This window comes from Henriciella sp., assembly GCF_029936995.1.
Classification (GTDB): domain Bacteria; phylum Pseudomonadota; class Alphaproteobacteria; order Caulobacterales; family Hyphomonadaceae; genus Henriciella.
Map to the genome: position 1 here is coordinate 17,644 of NZ_JAPYRE010000001.1, position 18,513 is coordinate 36,156.

Sequence of the window (18,513 nt, forward strand, 5' to 3'; positions counted from 1 at the left end):
GCTGGAGCGGGTGAAGGGAATCGAACCCTCGTCGTCAGCTTGGGAAGCTGCTGCTCTACCATTGAGCTACACCCGCGCGCCGGGCAATGCTTTGCCACGGGCAGGCGTGGCGTCAAGCGGTTTTGTTTGCGGCGCTCTCTCCAGTGTCGTGGTCTCACTCAAGTGAGATCACACTTGCGCGAGTGCATGATACAGACTGTTTGCCATGCTGGCGCGCAGGTCTAGTCTGTCGCCCATGGCGCATACGACCCTGATTGAACAGAAATTCCGCGATCCTTTTGTTACCGCAAAGGGAGAGCCGCGTGGCAGTGTGGACTGGCGCGGCCTGAAGACGCTGTGGCTGAATACCGGAACGCTCTGCAATATCGAGTGCGCCAACTGCTACATCAAGAGCTCGCCAACCAATGACGATCTCGTCTTCCTGCGCATAGGGGATGTCACGCCCTTCCTTGATGAGATTGATGGGCTTGGCGAAGGGGCAAAGGAGATCGGGATTACCGGCGGTGAGCCCTTCATGTGCCCGGACATCCTGAAGATCATGGAGGCTGTGCTTGAGCGCGGCCACACTCTCCTGCTGCTGACAAATGCCATGCGCCCGATGATGCGTCCGCGCATCCGGGAAGGACTGCTAGGGCTCCAGGCGCGCTTCGGCGACCGGATGACGCTGCGGGTCTCGATGGATCATTATGCGGTTGACCTGCACGACGAGGAGCGCGGTGAAGGCAGTTTCGATATTGCATGTGAGGGCCTCGCCTGGCTGGGAGAGCATGGCTTTGATGTTGCCATTGCAGGCCGGCAGGCACTAACAGATGACGAGCCTGCAGCGCGGGCGGGGTATGGCGCACTCAGCCGGCGGCTTGGCCTTGGGCTGGACCCTGAAGATCCCAGGGCGCTGGTGCTGTTTCCGGAAATGGTTGAAGGCGATGAGCCGCCCGAGATCACCACTGCCTGCTGGGGCATTCTCGATGTCGACCCGGCTGACATGATGTGCGCGAGCCAGCGCATGGTGGTGAGACGGAAGGGAGCGGGGCGTGCGACCGTGACGGCCTGCACACTCCTGGCCTATGCACCCGAATTCGAGCTCGGCGAGACTTTGGAAGAGGCGACGGCGGACCCGGTCCAGCTCAACCATCCGTGGTGCGCGAGTTTCTGCGTGCTCGGCGGGGGCAGCTGTTCGGCGTGAGCGGGTGGGCGGATTATTCCGCCGCTTTTTCTGCCGGTTCAGGCGTAGCCGGATCCTTGAACACCTCTTCTATGGATTTGCCGAATATCCGGGCAATCGCAAAGGCCAGCGGCAGCGATGGATCGTACTTGCCCGTTTCGATGGCATTGACCGACTGGCGGGAGACATCCAGCCGCTCGGCGAGGGCCGCCTGGCTCCAGCCCTGTTCGGCGCGCAGGGTACGGATGATATTCTCCATGAGTAGCCCTCAGACCGTTTTGCCTGTCAGGCTGTCCCAGCAATTGCCAAGGCCGTAGGCGAGAAAAAAGAACGGACCGAACCAGAATACATTGATACCCGGAATGACTTCCCAGAGCTGGAAACTGCCAACGACCCAGATTGCGCTGATTGTGATCACGGCGCCGCGGGCAATGGCCTTGAGTTGCCGCAGGCGCGTATATTCATCGGTTTCTGCCTGGTGGCGCAGGATGGCCCACATCATCAGAACAAGCGGCAATGCGGTGAGAATGGCGACCGTGGACGTCATCCACAGGGGAGATGTCTCCTTGTTGATGAGAAAAGCCCCGCCAATGCAGACGGCCACATAGAGGACCGTGGTGGGCCAGAAAAGACGCTTGTAACGTCTATGGGCGGCATTGAATCCGAGCTGTGCCATATGGGCATTCCTTTCTTTGTGTCCGGGAGTCAGGCGCGAGGGACTCGGTGCCGGTGGTAATCAGGCCGATACCGCTGAGGATACGCGCCCGGAACAGCCCCCATTCAAGATCCTGCTTCTCTTCCTCCACCGTCCTCTCATGATGTCCAGTTTCCTTGACATTTAGACAAGTAAACTTGTCATGTCAAGCGACCTTTACAAACTTTGCCGTTGCATGCTGATGAAGGCACGCTAGGACAAGCGCTTCATGGCGCTTGCTCCCTCCCTCCAGGTTTTCCGCCACCGGGCCTATCTGCATTTCTGGTCCATGCGCGTTTCGATTGCCGCGGCCCGGCAGATGGAAGCGATCACGATCGGCTATCAGGTCTATGATCTCGCGCGCCGCCCGGCGGAGTCAGGTGGGCTGGGCTGGAGTATAGAAGAATCGGCCTTCCTGCTGGGGCTGGTCGGGCTGGCGCAGTTCCTGCCGGTGCTGCTACTGTCTCTTGTCGGCGGTCAGGCGGCTGACCGGTTGAACCGCAAGATGATCCTGATCGTCTCCAATGCCGTGCGCCTCGGGCTTTCCGTGGCGTTGTTAGCGGCGGTCTTCATGCCGGCGGAAAATGCACTTCCGATCATCTTCGGGGTGGCCATGATGCTGGGCTGCGTCAACGCCTTTACCCCGGCTGCAGCCAATTCGCTTTTCCCGAAACTGGTGCCGCGCGACGAACTCCCGAGCGCAATTGCCTGGAACTCGCTAGGTTTCCAGACAGCCGTGATTGTCGGCCCGGCGATTGGCGGGCTGATCTATGGGTTCTTCGGTGCCGCGACGGTCTACAGCGTTGCCATCGTGCTTGCTGCATTCGCCATCCTTGCCATCGCCACAGCGAAGACCCCGCCGCATGAGAAAGTGCTGAACGTGCGCGGCTGGTCGATGGTGTTCGAGGGGCTGGGCTATATCCGCCGCAACAGGATCGTGCTCGGCGCGATCTCGCTTGATCTGGTGGTGGTCTTCTTCGGTGGGGCAAAGGCGCTGCTGCCGGTCTTTGCGCGCGACATCCTGCATGTCGGGCAGGAGGGGCTGGGAATTCTGGCCGCCTCTCCGGCGATAGGCGCGGCGACCGTTGCTTTCATACTCGCCACCCGGCCGCTTGCCCGGCATGTCGGGCCGTGGATGATGTGGGCGGTCGGGATTTATGGCGTTGCGACACTGGTTTTCGGTCTGTCCCCCTTCTTTTGGCTGTCAATGATCGCCCTTATCGTGACCGGGGCGGCTGACGAAATCTCTGTCTATGTCCGTGCATCGCTGATCCAGCTGGCCACACCGGACGAGATGAAGGGACGGGTTTCATCGGTCTCGTTCATTTTCATCTCGGCCTCGAATGAACTTGGCGAGTTTGAAAGCGGGGTGGCTGCGCGGCTGCTTGGCCCAGTCGGGGCTGTTGTGTTCGGCGGCTGTATGGCGATCGTCACAGCGCTCGCCTGGACGCGGCTCTTCCCGCAGCTGGCGCGTGCCGACCAGTTCGACCGGATTGAGGAGCAGGCGGTGAAGCCTGCTCAGGCACCGGCTTCGGGGCAGTAGCGTGCCGCCAGAACCGGGCCGAGGCCGCGCTCGGCTGTCTGCTGGACAAGGATTGCGCAATTCTCACCGGCTTCAGGCGTGGGTGCAGAGAGAGACAACGCACTCGTGCCGTCCCATTTGCCAAGCACGGCAGAGCTCAGCGCGATGTTCCGGCTGGCAAGCTCGCGCCCGGCATTCTCGCCGCCTTTGACGCTGGTCGACTGCTTCTCCAGAAGGCGTACATGACGGATGATAGCCGATGGCGCATCCTGGCCTTGTGGCAGGCTCACCTTGATACCATCAGCCGTGCGGGCAACGGACAATGCAATGCTGGCTGGGTCTGCGCTTTCTATGGCGGTGTTCAGCTTGTCCCGGTGTGAGCCGACCAGTTCGCTCTGCCCGTTGACGATGGCTTGAGGGGTATAGACTGACATCGTGCCGCGCAGCGACATGTTATAGTCACGCTGACGCCTGGTGTGGGAAGCCTGGGAGTAGGGGTCTTCCCACCGGCCTTCGCGGCCGTAGACGAGGTCATCCCAGTAATCGACATGCCACTCGATCGTTACCAGGCCGGGCTCATCGGCAAGCTCTGCAAACAGGGCTTCGGCAGGCGGGCAGGAGGAGCAGCTCTGCGAGGTGAACAGTTCGGCGAGGACCGGCGCTTCTGTGCTGCGGACGTTGGTATCTGTATCGGCGCAGGCACCTGACACGAAGGCGAGCAGGCTGGCGCAGGTGGCGGTCAAACGGAATGTCATCATGCCACAAGGATCGGTGCTGGCGGTGACGAACTCAAATCGCAATCGCCTCGCGGACGGTCAATTTGGCGTGAAAACGCGATGAACTGACACCTGGCCAGATGTAAATAGATCCTTACCGGAGTCTCTGAAATTCCCTCTATTCCGCTGCGATCTTCGAGACGGCAGGCGCGGCTTGCGCGCCGCGTACGAGGCGTCCGGGTCTGGCCCCTGTTGGTGACCCGTCGCGATAGATCACCTGACCGGCAACAATCGTGGCGGTATAGCCTGATGCGCGCTGCATCAGACGGCGCCCGCCCGCCGGCAGGTCCCGCAGGATTTCCGGACGGTGCAGGGTGAGATTGTCATAGTCGATAATGTTGAGATCAGCCCGGTAGCCCGGGGCCAGAACACCCCGGTCGTGCAGTCCCATCCAGTGCGCGGTGTCAGCCGTCTGGCGCTTGACGATCCACTCGACGGGGAAGCGTTCCCCGCGTGTGCGGTCGCGTGTCCAGTGGGTCAGCATGGTGGTCGGGAAGGAGCCGTCACAGATCATGCCGACATGCGCCCCGCCATCCGACAGGCCGGGAATGGTCGCGAAGCTTTTCAGCATCTCGTAGGACGGTTCAAGTGAGCCTTGTGCATAGTTGAGGAAGGGCAGGTAGAGCATGCCCTGCCCGTCATCGGCGAGCAGGATGTCGAGGGCGACTTCCTCGCAGGAGACGCCGCGCGCCTGCGCGATGGCCTCCACCGTGCGGTCGGCTTTCGGTTCATAATCCGGCACGGCATCGAGGGTGAACATCTTGCCGAAGCTGCGTAGCATTACCTTGGCGAAAGGGTTATCCGTCTGCGGTTCCTCGCTGAGGAGCTGGGTGCGGAACGCTGGATCACGCAAGGCGGCAACCTGTTCGCTCAGCGGTTTGTCCTTGATGGTCCTGTAGGAGGGATGCGCGGAAAACGGATTCATGGTGAGGTCGAGGCCGAGCAGGATGCCCACGGGCCGCCCGCAGACCTGCGCGCGCATCGGCAGGCCATCTTCTACTGCCGTTTCGATGGCTCCGAGCAGGACTTTCCAGCCTTCCGGCGCAAGATCGGACTGGGCGAGCGAGACAGACAGTGGCCGGCCGGATGTCTCGACGATCCGGCGCAGCATGGCGGCTTCCTTTTTTGGATCGTCAAAGTCCGACACGAACTGGAGTACGCCGCGCCCGGCTTCCTTCAGGGCGTTGGCGATGCCGGTCAGTTCGGCTTCGCTGGCCGTCAGAGTCGGGGTCGGCTGGCCATCGGATGTGCGGTGGTTAAGGGTGCGTGATGTCGAAAAACCAAGTGCGCCCGCCATAACAGCGTCTTTGGCGAGCTTTCCCATCTCGGCGATTTCTGCATCGGTTGCGTCTTCGCGGTTGGCGCCCCGTTCGCCCATCACGTGAACACGCAGGGCCGCATGCGGCAGCTGGGCGGCAAAATCGATATCGAAGCTCTTGTCCGAAAGGCTGTCGAGATATTCCGGGAAACTCTCCCAGTCCCAGGGCAGGCCGGTGGACAGCACTGGAAAGGGGATATCCTCGACGCCTTCCATCAGGCGGATGAGCCGGTCATGGTCCTCCGGCTTGCAGGGGGCAAAGCCGACGCCGCAATTACCCATCACGGCGGTCGTGACACCGTGGATAGAGGAGGGTGTGAGGGCATCGCCCCACGTGACCTGGCCATCATAATGGGTATGCACGTCCACGAAGCCGGGCGTGACGAGCTGGCCCTTGGCATCTATCTCCTCACGGCCCTTGCCGGGTATCTTTCCGATATCGCTTATCAGCCCGTCATCAATGGCAATATCTGCCTCATAGCCCGGCGTGCCGGTGCCATCAGCGATGAAGCCATTGCGAATAACGAGATCATGGGTCATGGGCGTTTCCTCCTGAGATCCGTCTTTTCCGCGGATATTCACTCAAGAGAAACGCCCTTCACCCTCGGGAAGTCAAATCCGGCTAGCCAACCGTGCAGCTGCCCGTTTCCTCGAAGCTGTCATCGATATTGTCGATCATGCCACCGACAATGCGGATGCCCTCTGCTGTTGCCTTGGCGTCCGGGTCTTCGCCCTTGGCCATGGCTTCGGCCATCATCTGGCCGACAACGGTCTCGGTATCATCGCCAGATTCCTTCATGCTGGCGGCTACGTTCTTCATTGTCGTGCGGGCATTGTCCTGATCGGATTGCGGCATTTCGGCGAGGAACTCTTCGGCGCAGGCGCAGAAGCCTTCCGGGTCAGTGCCCATCTCGGTGATTTCCTGTTTGCCCTCGACATCGTTGGCGACAACGAGGCAGTCATCCTCGAAACTGGTTTCGGCAGTTCTGGCCGTCGAATTTCCAGCCTGCTCGGCGTCAGCTGATGGTTCGCTCGTGTCCTGAGGGCCGCCGCATGCTGCGAAGGCGAGGCAGGTGGCTGACAGGATAAATGCACGTTTCATGTCGCATCCTTTGCTGTGATCTGGCTTTGTTGTGGTCTAGACCGCCGCACCTGAACGCGTTTGAGCCGGGCTGTCCAGCGTTCACTCTTCGGGGCGGGCGAAGTGCTTGGAGAGTTTCAGCCCCTGTCCCTGGTAATTGCTGGTCCGGCCGCCATAAAGGGCGGCGGGCTTGCCTGCCATGTCCTCATAGACGAGTTTTGCGACCGGCTGGCCGTGTTCCAGGATGAAGGGGACGTCGCGCGAGCGCACCTCGAGTACGGCACGGGAGCCGCCCTTGTTGGTGCCGAACCCCGGATCGAAGAATCCGGCATAATGGGCCCGGAATTCACCAAGCTCGGGCGCAATGGGCGCCATCTCGGCGGCCTTGTTACCGGGAACTTCCACGGTTTCACGCGAGGCCAGGATGTAGAAATCATCCGGGTTGAGAACGAGACGGCCCTTATGGGGAAATAGCGGCTCCCAGAAGCCGGCCACCTCATGGAGACCCAGCCCGCGCAGGTCTATCAGCCCGGCATGGCGCTTGGCTCGCCAGCCGACGGGTCGGCCATCGGCCTGGTCCATATCGATCGAGACGGTCTTGTCACTTGTATTCCGGGATTCACCACGCCTCAGGCGCAGCTGGGCGAGACGGTCGCCGGGACGTACGAGGATGGAGAAGGTACGCGGCGAGATTTCGAGCCAGAGCGGGCCGGAATACCCCGCTGGAATATCGTCGAACGCCTTGCCGCGATTGGTCACCAGCCGCGTGAAGACGTCAATCCGCCCGGTAGAACTCTTGGGATTGGCGCGCCCTGATATGCCGGCAGGCAGCTGCAGGGTCTCCATGAGGGGAACGAGATAGACGCAACCTGTTTCGAGGACGGCGCCATCCCGGCTGAGGTCGATCCGGTGCAGTTTTATGCCCGGTTCCTCGAGCACTTCAGCGACGGTGCGTTCCGGACCGGGCAGGAAGCTGGCCCGTATGCGGTAGGCTTCCGTGCCAAGCCGCAGGTCCAGGCTGGCCGGTTGAATCTGGTCGTCGTCCAGTGGTTCGCCGGCGCGGATGGCGCTGTTTTCAAACAGGTCTGCCAGGTCGGTGTCGGGCAAAACGCCCTGCGTTGCTTCAGCCATCCCTTGATCCCTTTCAGACAAGAGGCTTAAGACGGTGCGCTCTTGATTGGAAGGATTTTTGCCCATGGCAAAGCGCGATGGAAATGACTGGAAGCCTGCAACGAAGCTCGTGCGCGGCGGCACCATGCGCTCACAGTTCGGCGAGACGTCGGAAGCGATCTTCCTGACGTCCGGCTATGCCTATGACAGCGCCGAGCAGGCCGCCCGGCGCATGGCCGGTGAAGAAGAGGGCTATGTCTATTCACGCTATGCCAACCCGACCGTGCGGATGCTGGAAAACCGCCTGGCCATGCTGGAAGGTTCCGAGACGTGTCGTGTAACGGCTTCGGGTATGGGCGCGATTTCCACGACCATGATCGCGCCGCTTGGGCAGGGCGCGCGCGTGGTGGCGGCAAGCGCGCTTTTCGGCTCGTGCCGTGTCATCTGCCAGACCATCCTGCCGCGCTATGGGGTCGAGACGGAGTTCGTGCAGGGGGCAGATCTCGATGCCTGGAAGAAGGCGCTCTCCCGCCCGGCGGATCTCGTACTGATCGAGTCACCTTCCAACCCGCTGCTTGAAGCTGTCGATATCGAGGCCGTGGCAAAGCTCGCGCATGCGGCCGGGGCCAAGCTTGTTGTCGATAACGTCTTTGCCAGTCCGGTCCTGCAGAGGCCGCTCGACCTTGGGGCGGACATTTCGGTCTATTCCGCGACCAAGCACATGGATGGGCAGGGCCGCGTGCTGGCCGGGGCGATCTGCGGGCCGTCCGACTGGATGGAAGAGCATATTGACCCGTGGATACGCCACACCGGGCCAGCACCTTCGCCATTCAATGCCTGGGTTGTCCTGAAAGGCCTGGAAACGCTGGACCTCAGGGTGAAGCAGGCTTGCAGCAATGCCGCCCGGATTGCCGATTCCATTGCGGCCCACCCAAAGATAAACGCCGTGCGATATCCGGGGCGCAGCGACCACCCGCAATACGAGGTTCACAAGAAACAAATGTCCGCAGGCGGAACGCTTGTGGCTTTTTCGGTCAAGGGTGCGCGTGCGGAAGCATTCCGTATGCTGAACGCTTTGAACCTTCTCGATATCTCGAATAATCTGGGTGATACAAAATCACTTGCCTGCCATCCCGCATCAACAACGCACAGGGCCTTGAACGAGGAAGAGCGGGCCTCCATGGGGCTTGATGAAAGCTGGATCCGCATTTCAGTCGGGCTGGAGGATGTGGAGGATATCGAAGCTGATATCCTTGGCGCTCTCGACGCGATGTAATCTTGCCGGAGGCAGCCGCAATGGCCGCACAATCATCTGATACTCTCTACGAGGCGGATACGGACGGGATTATCGTGCGTGTCACACCGCGCTTCGTGCATGATGAGTCGCATGCCGGGTCCGGTCAGTATGTCTGGCATTATACTGTTGAGATCGAGAACGGTTCTTCACAGACCTGGACGCTGATGATGCGCCACTGGGACATCTTCGACAGTCATGGCCGGCGCCAGACTGTCGATGGGGAGGGTGTCGTCGGCAAGCAGCCGCGCCTGGCACCAGGAGAATCATTTGAATACTCCTCCGGAGCGCCGCTGGCGGCCCCTTCCGGAATCATGGGCGGGCACTACACCATGGTGAATGATAGCGGCGAGAAGCTGAGAACGAGTATCCCGACGTTCTCGCTCGATAGCCCTTACGAGCAGACGCGTCCGAGCTGACTTTGCCAGATTTCGCATGACGCAGGCGTCAGGAAGCTGCTAGAGACCGGGCATGGGATTCCGGGATTTCTTGCTGCTATTCGCCGTCTGTTTTGTCTGGGGGCTGAACCTTGTCGTGACACGCTGGGTCGTCGCGGATGCTGGCGTGCCGCCGATATTCTTCGCGGGGGTGCGCTTTGCGGGCATCGCCCTTGTGTTGATCCCGTTTCTCTTCCCGCTGCCGAAGCAGATGGGGATGCTGTTCATGATCTCCATGTGCATGGGCGGGGTGCATTTCGCCCTGTTGTTCATGGGGCTTGCCAATGCCGAGGCGAGCGCAGTCTCGGTAACAGGCCAGCTTGGCGTGCCTTTCTCGACGCTGATGAGCATGGCGTTTCTCGGAGAGACGGTCGGCTGGCGGCGCGGGCTGGGCATCATGCTTGCCTTTGCAGGGGTAGTCCTGATCGCTTTCGATCCTGACAGTTTTTCAGTCAGCTACGGCCTGCTTTATGTCATCGCGTCGGCCTTTATCGGTGCAGTTGGCGGCATTTTGATGAAGCGCATGGCGCCGATCAGCGCGCTTCAGTTGCAGGGCTGGCTGGGCCTGTTCAGTTTCTCACCTCTCATCCTGCTGTCATTCCTGGTCGAGCAGAACCAGGTTGTTTCCTATGCGAGCGGGGGCTGGCTGGTCTGGCTGGCAACCGCGTTCGCAGTGCTTGGTGTCAGCGTTTTCGGCCACGGGGCCTTCTACACGCTGATCAAGAAATACGACATCTCGCTCCTCTCGCCGCTGACGCTGATGACGCCGATCTGGGGGGTCATCCTGTCCATAGTCCTGCTGAACGAGCCGCTGACCCTGAAACTTATTGTCGGGGCAGCCATTTCTCTTGGAGGCGTGTTCGTGATCGCCGTCCGGGGGAACAAGTCCTTGCCGGAAGCTTCCATATCGGAAAGGATTTCAGCGCCGAGATGATACAGGTTGCGCAAACGCCAAGCCCGAATTTCAATGACCGCAAGCACCCGGTCGACATGCTGGTGCTGCACTATACCGGCATGGAAAGCGGCGATGCGGCGCTTGAGAAGATGCGCAGCGAAGATGGCGGTGTCTCGGCCCATTACATGGTCTGGGAGACGGGAAAAACTGTCCAGCTGGTCGGTGAAGACAAGCGCGCCTGGCATGCAGGCGTGGCGACCTGGCAGGGCGACGATGACCTGAATTCACGCTCGATCGGGATCGAGATCGTGAATGGCGGGCATGACTGGTTGGATGCCGATGGCAATCTGCCTGCCTATCCACCGGCTCAGATCGAAGCGGTGACAGAGCTCTGCAAAGCTATCGTCGACCGCTGGGATATTCCGCAAACGCGCATTGTCGGCCATAGCGATATCGCGCCGGCCCGCAAGAAAGACCCCGGTGAGCACTTTCCCTGGAAAGACCTGACCAGCCGCGGGATCGGTCTCTGGCCGGGGCCCTTGAAAGACCTTGAGGGGGCAACTGAGCCTGCCCTGAAGACCATCGGGTATGACACGCGTGACCTTCCCGCCGCGATCGCTGCCTTCCAGAGACGCTGGCGGCCAGAGCGTGTCGATGGTTTCGATGATGCCGATACCCGTGCCGTGGCGTTGGCGGTAGCGCAGCTCTACTCCGCTGCTTCCTGATCGCGGCTTGCGACCTGCGCCTTGATGCCGGCAATCCGGCTTGACCATTCCACGGAGAGCGCCGCGCCCAACAGGAGCGAGGAGACCGAGACGAGCAGCCAGATAAAGCCGAGAATGACCGAAGCCAGCGCCCCGTAGAACGTGTCGAGCACCGAGACCTTCAGGTAGAGGTGATAGGCCCAGGTCGCGACACTCCACGACAGCGCGCCTGCCGCTGCCCCCGCCGTCATGGCCCGTCCGGAATTGATGCGGCCATAAAGCGACAGGGAGATAATCAGGTAGAAGATCGCAAAACAGGCCAGGAACTTCCCGAGCCAGAGGTGCGAGGCTAGTGTCGAAATGCGCTCGGCCAGCTCGAAGGCGATGAAGCCTTCGCGTTCGGTCACGAAGGACATCAGTAGCTGCAATGCGCCCAGCAGCCAGACGAGCATGATCAGCGCGGTCGTCATTAACAGCGAGACGCCCTGGAAGCGGATGATGTTGAAGCGTTTCTCGCTGCCAGCCACCATGCGGATACCTGTAATCGCGGCCTTGGCGCCGGAACTTGCCGTATAGAGCACGATCAGGATGGCAAGTGCGGCCCGTATGGTCAGGCCCTGTGGGGTTGCGTCCCGGATCGCGGTGAGGTCTGCCTCCTTCAGGGGAGCGACGGCTGAGACCAGCACCTGGTCAATCGTGTTCGACAGGCTCACCGAGAGGTCATGCGGCAGGAGCGAGAAGAGCAGGGTAAGTGTCAGGTAGATGAGCGGGAAAATCGAGAACAGGGCATAGAAGCTGATCCCGCCGGAAACGATGCGCACCTCCGGCTTGGACAGCCGAACGATCGCGTGCCAGAGCGGCAGCAGCACCCATATGATAACGGGTTTTGGCAAGGGGAGCTTTTCAAGCCAGGCTTCCATCTGTGTTCCCGTCCGCCAGCGGATCCATCTTCAGGATGGCGCAGCTTGGCCCTGATGGCCAGCGGGGAAGGTATCTGGAAACATCATCCCGCCTGATATATGTTCGACAGCTGACCAGACGGCCGGGCAGCCGCTGGCATGGTGGTAACGCCATGCTGGAGGAAAGTCCGGGCTCCATGGAAACAGGGCGGCGGATAATGTCCGCCCGGCGCGAGCCGAGGGAAAGTGCCACAGAGAGCAGACCGCCAGCCGCTTGCGGCTGGTAAGGGTGAAAGGGTGGGGTAAGAGCCCACCGCGGGGGCGGTAACGTCCCTGGCATGGTAAACCCCGCCCGGAGCAAGACCGAATAGGGGGCACATATGGGCCGTTTCCAGCCCGTGCCCCGGGTGCGTCGCGTGAGGGTCCTGGCGACAGGGCTCCCAGAGGAATGGTTGCCGAACCCGCTTTGCGGGGGAACAGAACCCGGCTTACAGGCCGTCTGGTCAGAAATTTCCCGGCTTGTACTTCAACCGGTTGATGAGATCGGTGCGCAGGCGCAGCATCTCCGCGGCAACATGGATCTCCCAAAGGAAATTGCCGACAGCCGCGACCAGGGCGGCCATGGTCAGGATGAACAGGATCGCGATGATCATGGACAGGTCGAAGGACAGAAGCTGACCGGTAAACAGCGTCACGATGACGAGACAGATCATCAGCATGGCGAGCGTCGAGAGCGTGATCGCGCGGTTGATCCACCGCATGCGGCGGTCCAGCAGGATCAGTTCGCGTGACCAGCGCGGATGGGTCTGCGTTGGCTGCTCGACAGCAAGCTCGATCTCCAGCGCGCGTGTCCGGTCGGTGATGCGGCCGAGCCGGTTGGTCAGCACAACGAGCAGATGACCGATCCCGGCAATCAGAAAAACCGGCGCGACCGCCAGCTGGATGATGTGGGCTATATCGTCGGCCATTCCGCTCATCTTTTCGGGATCGGACTCTGAGAAGGAGGAGTCAAGGCTGCACGTGGGGAGTGAGCCCTCGTTTTGTGAATTTGCGTGCTTGGGCTAGATTTGGAGCAGGGGGGACATGACATGATCCGTATTGCCAAGATTATCCTGATCGCGCTCATCGGCCTGCAGGGGCTGTTCTATGCGCTCAACAACATCGCAAACTGGGCCGCCGCGAAGGGGTTCGTCGCCGGCGTCCTGCCAATGCCTGACCATCAGGCCTATCCGGAGGCGTTCGGCCCGGCCATCACCTCGCCCGGCCTTCAGCTTGTCGCCCTGGTCATCATCATCGCCCTCGAACTGACGATCCCGGTCCTTGCAGGCAAGGGCGTCTGGGACATGTGGGGCGCGCGCAAGCAGGACGCGCAAGCCTTCCAGGCATCGAAAGCCTTCGGCCTGATGGCCTGCGCGATGACGCTGTTTGTCTGGTTCGGCCTGTTCAAGGTCATCGGCGAGGCTTACTTCCAGATGTGGCAGACCACGCTCGGCGGAGCCGCGGCAAACGGGGCGTTCCAGTATGCGGCGCTCGGGGCGCTGATCGCGATCTTCGTCAACCAGACCGACGCCTGACGCTTCAGACCGGTTCGGCAAAACCCCAGCCATCGGGCTTGTAGCCGCGTGCGAGCGCCATCTTGGTTGTGCGCTCCTCATGCAGCCAGATGTCCTGCGGGGTGAAGGGAATTTCCCCGGCACTGACGGCGACCTGCTCCGGGGCATCGCTGTCGGCCTCGCCAAGCTCATAGCCGAAGCTCGTCAGCGCTTTCTCGAAGGCCTCACGGCGCGCCTCTTCGCCCTCGATGGGGATGAAGAACAGGTCGAGCATGACCGGCGTATGCGGCTTGACCCCCTTGGTGTCGCGCAGCTGCTCGCAGGTATAGACCGTCTCGGCCTGCTGCTCGGTGAAATTCCAGTCGGCGTCGTCCATGGGGCTTTCCAGCTTTGTCGTCTGAGGCGGGGACATAGGGGTTTATGGGTCCGTTTGAAACCCGCTCATTCCCGTGCAGGCGGGAATCCTGTGCGGCATGTTCCGCACTTCAATTGCCCAAGACCCCCGCCTGCGCGGGGATGAGCGGAGAGGCGGTAGCATCTGAAGTGCGACGGGGCGAGTCGCATGCGTTTGTGCATGCCTCGTCCTCCAGGCAAAGGCCATGAGAGCGTGCCCGGCCGGTCTGATAAAGGGCTACCCATTGTGAAATTCGGTGATATCAATGACTTATAGAAGAGGGAGAGCTGATGAGTTCACGATCACTGAAAGCGTGCGGTGCGATGGCACTGTTTGCATCCGCCGCAATGGTCCCGGTTGCCGTTGCCCAGTCGGAGCGCCTGACCCAGCAGGAGAGCCAGTACGTCAACCTGCTCGATGATGAAGAGTTCGAGAAGGCGAATTTCTATGTGCAGCAGGGGCTGGTCGATCCGGCAAATCTCTCGACCGGCAAGAGCCTGCCATACTACCTCTTCCCCGGGCCCGATTGCGACGGCCCGCGTGACGGTTATTGCGGCCCGACGCTGAAAGTCCTCCAAGGCATCGCCCCGCATTTCGACCTCGACGCCCAAGTGCGCAACGGGACGCGCCCGGCCAGCTACCTCTGCTGGGGCCGCCAGGGTGCGCTGCTGACCTCGCAATATGCGGCACAGGAAGGCTGGGAGCTCAATTTCACCGACGAGAACGGCTTGGCGCCGCTTCACTATTGCGCCAACCAGCAGCCCTACAAGGCCGACAATGAACGTGTGCTGCGCCTCATGGCGATCATGCAGAACATGCTGGAAGGCGGGGCCGACATCAATGCGCCGACAATCAAGCGCTGGGGTGACTATGGCGAGGGCGCGACGCCGCTGATGTTTGCAGTTGCCAACTGGTGGGGCGACAATGACTATCCCGCTTTCATTGATTTCCTTCTGGAGCGTGGCGCGGATGTCAGTACTACGGATGCCGAGGGGCGGGGCGTCATCAACTATATGCCTTATCCCAGCCGTAACCGGCATTATGAGCCGACCGTCAGCATGCTAAAACACCTGCACGCCGCTGGTGTCGACATCATGCACAAGGACCCGACCTCAGGTGAGTCCCATTTCGATCACGCCATGCGTGTCGGTGATGTCGATTTTGCCATGCAGATCATGGAGATCGCGGAAAGTTAGGGCAAGGCGGAACAGGCAACGCAGGTATCGCATTGATGGTGCGATCAGTGGATGGCGTACTGGTTTACCTAATTCCCCCGCTCCACCAGCCTTCTTGCGATCACCATCGCCTGCACCTCCCCGGCGCCTTCGAAGATGTTGAGGATGCGGGCGTCGGCCAGCAGGCGTGAGATGGGGTATTCGAGCGCGAAGCCGTTGCCGCCGTGGATCTGGAGGCCATTGTCAGCGGCTGCCCATGCGACACGGGCCGCCAGCAACTTGGCCATGCCGGCCTCGAGGTCGCAGCGTTTGCCTTCATCCTTCTGGCGGGCGGAATAATAGGTGAGCTGGCGCACGCCGACGAGTTCGGCTGCCATCATGACGAGCTTGTTGGCGACGCGCGGAAACTCGAAGATGGCGCGTCCGAACTGCTTGCGGTCGAGCGCGTATTTCAGGGCGACCTCGAAGGAATTCTGCGCCACACCGACCGCGCGGGCCGCCGTCTGGATGCGGGCGGATTCGAAGGTCGCCATGAGCTGGCGGAAGCCCTGGCCTTCGGTTTCGCCGAGCAGGTTCTTCGCGGGCACCTCGAATTCATCGAAGCCGAGCTCATACTCCTTCATGCCGCGATAGCCGAGCACCTCGATCTCGCCGCCAGTCATGCCGTCTGCGGGGAAGGGGGCTTCGTCGGTGCCGCGCGGCTTTTCCGCGAGGAACATGGAGAGGCCGGAAAAGTTGTCTGTTTCCGGGTCGGTGCGGGCAAGCAGCGTCATCATGTCGGCGCGGACGGGGTGGGTGATCCAGGTCTTGTTGCCGGTGATCCTGTATGTCTCGCCATCCTTTATCGCGCGCGTGCGCAGGGAGCCGAGGTCAGAGCCGGTATTGGGTTCGGTGAAAACGGCTGTGGGCAGGATCTCGCCAGACGCGATGAGTGGCAGCCAGTGCTGTTTCTGTTCGTCTGTGCCGCCATTCAGGATGAGTTCGGCCGCAATCTCGGAGCGCGTGCCAAGCGAGCCGACGCCGATATAGCCGCGCGACAATTCTTCGGAGACGACGCACATGCTGGTCTTGCCGAGGCCGAGCCCGCCAAAGTCTTCCGGTATGGTGAGCCCGAACACGCCGAGCTCGCTCATCTCGTTGACGACATCCATCGGGATATAGTCGTTCTTCAGGTGCCACTCATGGGCATAAGGCTCGACACGGTTCGATGCGAACTTGCGGAACTGGTCGCGGATCATGGTGAGGGTTTCGTCAAGGCCGGTCTCTTCCACCGTGGCGCGGCCAAGCGCATCGGGCAGATGTGCGGCGGCGGCCGTCATGACCTCTGTCGTCTTGCCTTCGGCGAGGAAACGCTGGACGGCAGGCTCGAACAGGCGGCGCATGCCGTCTTTCGTGACGCCCATGTCGGCAGGCCGGATGATCTCGCCCTGGTTCATCGGGATGCCGCCGATCAGCTGGGCGCAGTATTCGGAGAAGAGGATCTGGGACAGAAGCTGTTCGACCTCACCGAACCTGTCTTCGGCAGACAGGCGCTCTGCCCAGTGCGTGGTCTCGCGCAGCGTCTCGATATATGTGATGACCCAGGACAGGCCGTGGGCGGCGTGCTGATGGACGTCGAGCAGTTTGCGGTCAGGTTTGCCCTCGGGGGCAAGGCGCGCCTTCATGGAGGCTTTCGCGTCCTCACCATAGGCTTCAAGGCTTGTGAGAGCCTCCTGCATGGCCTCGAGAAGCCCGTCCATCACCGGGTTTGGCGTATCGCTGCGCGTTGCATCCATATCTTTTCCCTCCGTGCGCCTGGCTTCCATGCGTCTCCTGCGCACTTCAACTAGATTGACGGGCGCGGTTTGACACAGAACGTGCTGCGGCGCAGCGATAAAATGTGTCGCAGCGGGAGATTATGCGCCGACCGCTGAATCGCCAAGGTCGAGCGCGCGGCGGGCGGATTCGATGTCGTCGAGCTTGGTCTCGAAGGCCGACCAGTCATCACTTTCTGCGATGGGGGCCCAGAGGGCTTCGAGTTCATCATGGAAGAGGGAGGCGGGACGTTCGCGCTGGAAGTAGGAATTTTCGAGCCGCTCGGAGCGATCCGGCTCGCGGGCAAACAGGCCGTCGCGCACGGCGGCGAATTTGTCTTCCTTATAGCGGGAAGCAAGCGGGCTCTTTGCGGCGCGGGTCTCGCTTAGCCTGCCGCCAAACCAGTCGAAAAAGACCTGCGGCCAGCTCGCGGCGGTTTCCGTCATCCAGCCATAGAGTGTCTGGAGGAAGACAAGATCCTCGTGCAGGCTTTCGCCATCCTTCAGGCCGAACAGGGCAAGTGTGTGGCGGGCAAAGGCCTGCTGATAGGCGTCCTCGAATGTTTTTAACGCATCGGTCAGCGGTTCGGCATCGGCAATCGGCGTCAGCGCGGCGGCGAGCTGTTGTAGCGCCCAGAGCCCCTGTGTTGGCTGGCGGCCGAAACGGTAAAGGCCCTGCTGGTCGAAATAGGCGGCGGTGAAATTCGGGTCGGAAAAGGGCAGGAAGCGCCACGGCCCATAGTCGAAGCTCTCGCCGGTAATGTTGAAATTGTCGGTATTCATGACGCCGTGAACAAAGCCGACGGTCATCCAGCCGGCGATCATGCGCGCGGTTTCCCGTGTGATGCGTTCAAGCAGTGCAGGCGCCATGACGGTGAGGTCTTCATCCTCGACGTCGGGATAGTAATGCGCTGCGCAGTGGCGCACGAGCCGGGCGAGGTTCTCACGGTCTTCATGATACGCGACGCGCTGGAAAGTGCCGAAGCGCAGGTGGCTGTGCGAGAGGCGCACGAGTACGGCAGAGCGTGTGGGCGAGGGTTCGTCGCCGCGTACTAGCTGTTCACCGGTCTCGATCAGGCTGAAGGGCTTGGATGTCTTTACGCCATGAGCTTCGAGATATTGCGCGGCGAGGATTTCGCGCACGCCGCCTTTCAGGGTCAGGCGCCCGTCGCCCTGGCGGGACCAGCGTGTCTGGCCGGACCCCTTGGTGCCGAGGTCCAGAAGGCGGCCATCCTCATCGCGCAGCTGCGCATAGAGAAAGCCGCGCCCGTCGCCAAGTTCAGGGTTGTACACGCCAAACTGGTGGCCGTGATACCGCATGGCCAATGGGTGGGGTATATTGTCCGGAAGCGGATGGAACCGGGCGAAGTGTTCGACCCATTGAGCGGTGTCCAGATGGTCAAGACCGACATGGCTCGCCCATCTGTTGTTGCGAAATCGCAACACAGCCTCTGGAAAATTTGCAGGCTCTGCTGCGTCTGCGAAGAAATCCGAGATTTCGAGGATTGGGGGCGAATTTGTCATGTCAGGGCCATTAGGTGGCAGGTCTTTCCGCGGGCTTCAATGGGGATGGGGGAAAATAACCCTTCCCTAGCGTTCAGGTACCAGAGCCCACCTGGTGTGAATCTATCAATGGTAGGCAGCAGGGTTACCGCAACGCGAAACAAGCCGAAGTTTTGATGCGGCGCAGCACAAAAATCAGTTTG

The 18,513-nt window shown here is 61.2% G+C and carries 19 protein-coding genes, 1 tRNA gene and 1 other RNA gene; 9 read left to right on the top strand and 12 right to left on the bottom strand.

The features are described from left to right. Positions 1-2 precede the first annotated feature (2 nt). Positions 3-76, bottom strand: a tRNA-Gly gene (locus Q1K31_RS00110). A gap of 159 nt (positions 77-235) precedes the next feature. On the opposite strand from Q1K31_RS00110, the gene Q1K31_RS00115 reads away from it, so the two are divergent. After that, positions 236-1,183 carry a radical SAM protein gene (locus Q1K31_RS00115; RefSeq protein ID WP_300375394.1) on the top strand — a complete coding sequence of 316 codons (948 nt, stop codon included), beginning with the start codon at positions 236-238 and terminating at the stop codon, positions 1,181-1,183. Positions 1,184-1,196: 13 nt separating this feature from the next. Here Q1K31_RS00115 and Q1K31_RS00120 read toward each other — a convergent pair whose 3' ends face one another. Both Q1K31_RS00120 and Q1K31_RS00125 read right to left on the bottom strand, forming a co-directional pair. Next, positions 1,197-1,421, bottom strand: a complete 225-nt coding sequence (locus tag Q1K31_RS00120; protein ID WP_300375396.1) for a helix-turn-helix transcriptional regulator — start codon at positions 1,419-1,421, stop codon at positions 1,197-1,199. A 9-nt stretch (positions 1,422-1,430) separates the two neighbouring features. Then, a complete protein-coding gene (locus Q1K31_RS00125) occupies positions 1,431-1,838 on the bottom strand; it encodes a hypothetical protein (protein WP_300375398.1) in 408 nt (135 codons plus the stop codon). Positions 1,839-2,085: 247 nt separating this feature from the next. Here Q1K31_RS00125 and Q1K31_RS00130 point away from each other — a divergent pair, with 247 nt between their 5' ends. Continuing rightward, on the top strand, positions 2,086-3,399 hold the full coding sequence (locus Q1K31_RS00130; RefSeq protein WP_300375401.1) for an MFS transporter: 1,314 nt from the start codon (positions 2,086-2,088) through the stop codon (positions 3,397-3,399). Here Q1K31_RS00130 and Q1K31_RS00135 read toward each other — a convergent pair. The 4 genes from Q1K31_RS00135 to Q1K31_RS00150 all read right to left on the bottom strand — a co-directional run bounded on the left by Q1K31_RS00135 (position 3,375) and on the right by Q1K31_RS00150 (position 7,684). Beyond that, positions 3,375-4,121 (bottom strand): thioredoxin family protein, encoded by a 747-nt coding sequence (locus Q1K31_RS00135; protein WP_300375404.1) that lies wholly within the window; start codon positions 4,119-4,121, stop codon positions 3,375-3,377. The two genes, Q1K31_RS00130 and Q1K31_RS00135, sit on opposite strands and share 25 nt — an antisense overlap. 151 nt (positions 4,122-4,272) lie before the next feature. After that, entirely contained in the window at positions 4,273-6,012 is a 1,740-nt protein-coding gene (locus tag Q1K31_RS00140; protein WP_300375407.1) for an amidohydrolase family protein, read from the bottom strand. 82 nt (positions 6,013-6,094) lie between these two features. Beyond that, a complete protein-coding gene (locus Q1K31_RS00145) occupies positions 6,095-6,574 on the bottom strand; it encodes a hypothetical protein (RefSeq protein WP_300375409.1) in 480 nt (159 codons plus the stop codon). Positions 6,575-6,655: 81 nt separating this feature from the next. Beyond that, entirely contained in the window at positions 6,656-7,684 is a 1,029-nt protein-coding gene (locus Q1K31_RS00150) for a 2'-deoxycytidine 5'-triphosphate deaminase (RefSeq protein WP_300375411.1), read from the bottom strand. Between the two features lie 64 nt (positions 7,685-7,748). Here Q1K31_RS00150 and metZ point away from each other — a divergent pair, with 64 nt between their 5' ends. From metZ to Q1K31_RS00170, 4 genes are read left to right on the top strand one after another with little or no spacing between them, the layout of a single operon-like run. Further along, complete coding sequence (gene metZ, locus Q1K31_RS00155; protein WP_300375412.1) at positions 7,749-8,939, top strand: O-succinylhomoserine sulfhydrylase; 1,191 nt, start codon at positions 7,749-7,751, stop codon at positions 8,937-8,939. 20 nt (positions 8,940-8,959) lie between these two features. Next, on the top strand, positions 8,960-9,376 hold the full coding sequence (gene apaG, locus Q1K31_RS00160; RefSeq protein ID WP_300375414.1) for a Co2+/Mg2+ efflux protein ApaG: 417 nt from the start codon (positions 8,960-8,962) through the stop codon (positions 9,374-9,376). A 52-nt stretch (positions 9,377-9,428) separates the two neighbouring features. After that, positions 9,429-10,328, top strand: coding sequence for a DMT family transporter (locus Q1K31_RS00165; RefSeq protein ID WP_300375416.1), 900 nt, complete (start codon positions 9,429-9,431; stop codon positions 10,326-10,328). Next, positions 10,325-11,014, top strand: coding sequence for an N-acetylmuramoyl-L-alanine amidase (locus Q1K31_RS00170; protein WP_300375418.1), 690 nt, complete (start codon positions 10,325-10,327; stop codon positions 11,012-11,014). The genes Q1K31_RS00165 and Q1K31_RS00170 overlap by 4 nt, the downstream gene beginning before the upstream one ends. On the opposite strand, the gene Q1K31_RS00175 is transcribed toward Q1K31_RS00170, so the two are convergent. Continuing rightward, positions 10,996-11,913: a YhjD/YihY/BrkB family envelope integrity protein gene (locus Q1K31_RS00175; protein ID WP_300375420.1), complete on the bottom strand. Its 918-nt coding sequence runs from the start codon at positions 11,911-11,913 to the stop codon at positions 10,996-10,998. The two genes, Q1K31_RS00170 and Q1K31_RS00175, sit on opposite strands and share 19 nt — an antisense overlap. A 114-nt stretch (positions 11,914-12,027) precedes the next feature. Here Q1K31_RS00175 and rnpB point away from each other — a divergent pair. Continuing rightward, positions 12,028-12,399: RNase P RNA component class A (gene rnpB, locus Q1K31_RS00180), an RNA gene on the top strand. Here the strand turns inward: rnpB and Q1K31_RS00185 are convergent. Then, complete coding sequence (locus Q1K31_RS00185; RefSeq protein ID WP_300375422.1) at positions 12,396-12,860, bottom strand: DUF2721 domain-containing protein; 465 nt, start codon at positions 12,858-12,860, stop codon at positions 12,396-12,398. The two genes, rnpB and Q1K31_RS00185, sit on opposite strands and share 4 nt — an antisense overlap. A gap of 120 nt (positions 12,861-12,980) precedes the next feature. On the opposite strand from Q1K31_RS00185, the gene Q1K31_RS00190 reads away from it, so the two are divergent. Then, a complete protein-coding gene (locus Q1K31_RS00190; protein WP_300375424.1) occupies positions 12,981-13,466 on the top strand; it encodes a DUF2165 family protein in 486 nt (161 codons plus the stop codon). A 4-nt stretch (positions 13,467-13,470) separates the two neighbouring features. Here Q1K31_RS00190 and Q1K31_RS00195 read toward each other — a convergent pair whose 3' ends face one another. After that, the gene (locus Q1K31_RS00195) at positions 13,471-13,821 is read right to left on the bottom strand and encodes a hypothetical protein (protein WP_300375426.1); all 351 of its coding nucleotides are present in this window, start codon (positions 13,819-13,821) and stop codon (positions 13,471-13,473) included. 308 nt (positions 13,822-14,129) lie between these two features. Here Q1K31_RS00195 and Q1K31_RS00200 point away from each other — a divergent pair, with 308 nt between their 5' ends. Further along, on the top strand, positions 14,130-15,035 hold the full coding sequence (locus tag Q1K31_RS00200) for a hypothetical protein (RefSeq protein WP_300375428.1): 906 nt from the start codon (positions 14,130-14,132) through the stop codon (positions 15,033-15,035). A 68-nt stretch (positions 15,036-15,103) separates the two neighbouring features. On the opposite strand, the gene Q1K31_RS00205 is transcribed toward Q1K31_RS00200, so the two are convergent. Together Q1K31_RS00205 and Q1K31_RS00210 are read right to left on the bottom strand one after the other, a co-directional pair. Next, positions 15,104-16,789, bottom strand: coding sequence for an acyl-CoA dehydrogenase family protein (locus Q1K31_RS00205; protein WP_300375430.1), 1,686 nt, complete (start codon positions 16,787-16,789; stop codon positions 15,104-15,106). A 120-nt stretch (positions 16,790-16,909) separates the two neighbouring features. Beyond that, positions 16,910-18,331: a protein adenylyltransferase SelO family protein gene (locus tag Q1K31_RS00210; protein ID WP_300375432.1), complete on the bottom strand. Its 1,422-nt coding sequence runs from the start codon at positions 18,329-18,331 to the stop codon at positions 16,910-16,912. Between the last annotated feature and the right edge of the window lie 182 nt (positions 18,332-18,513).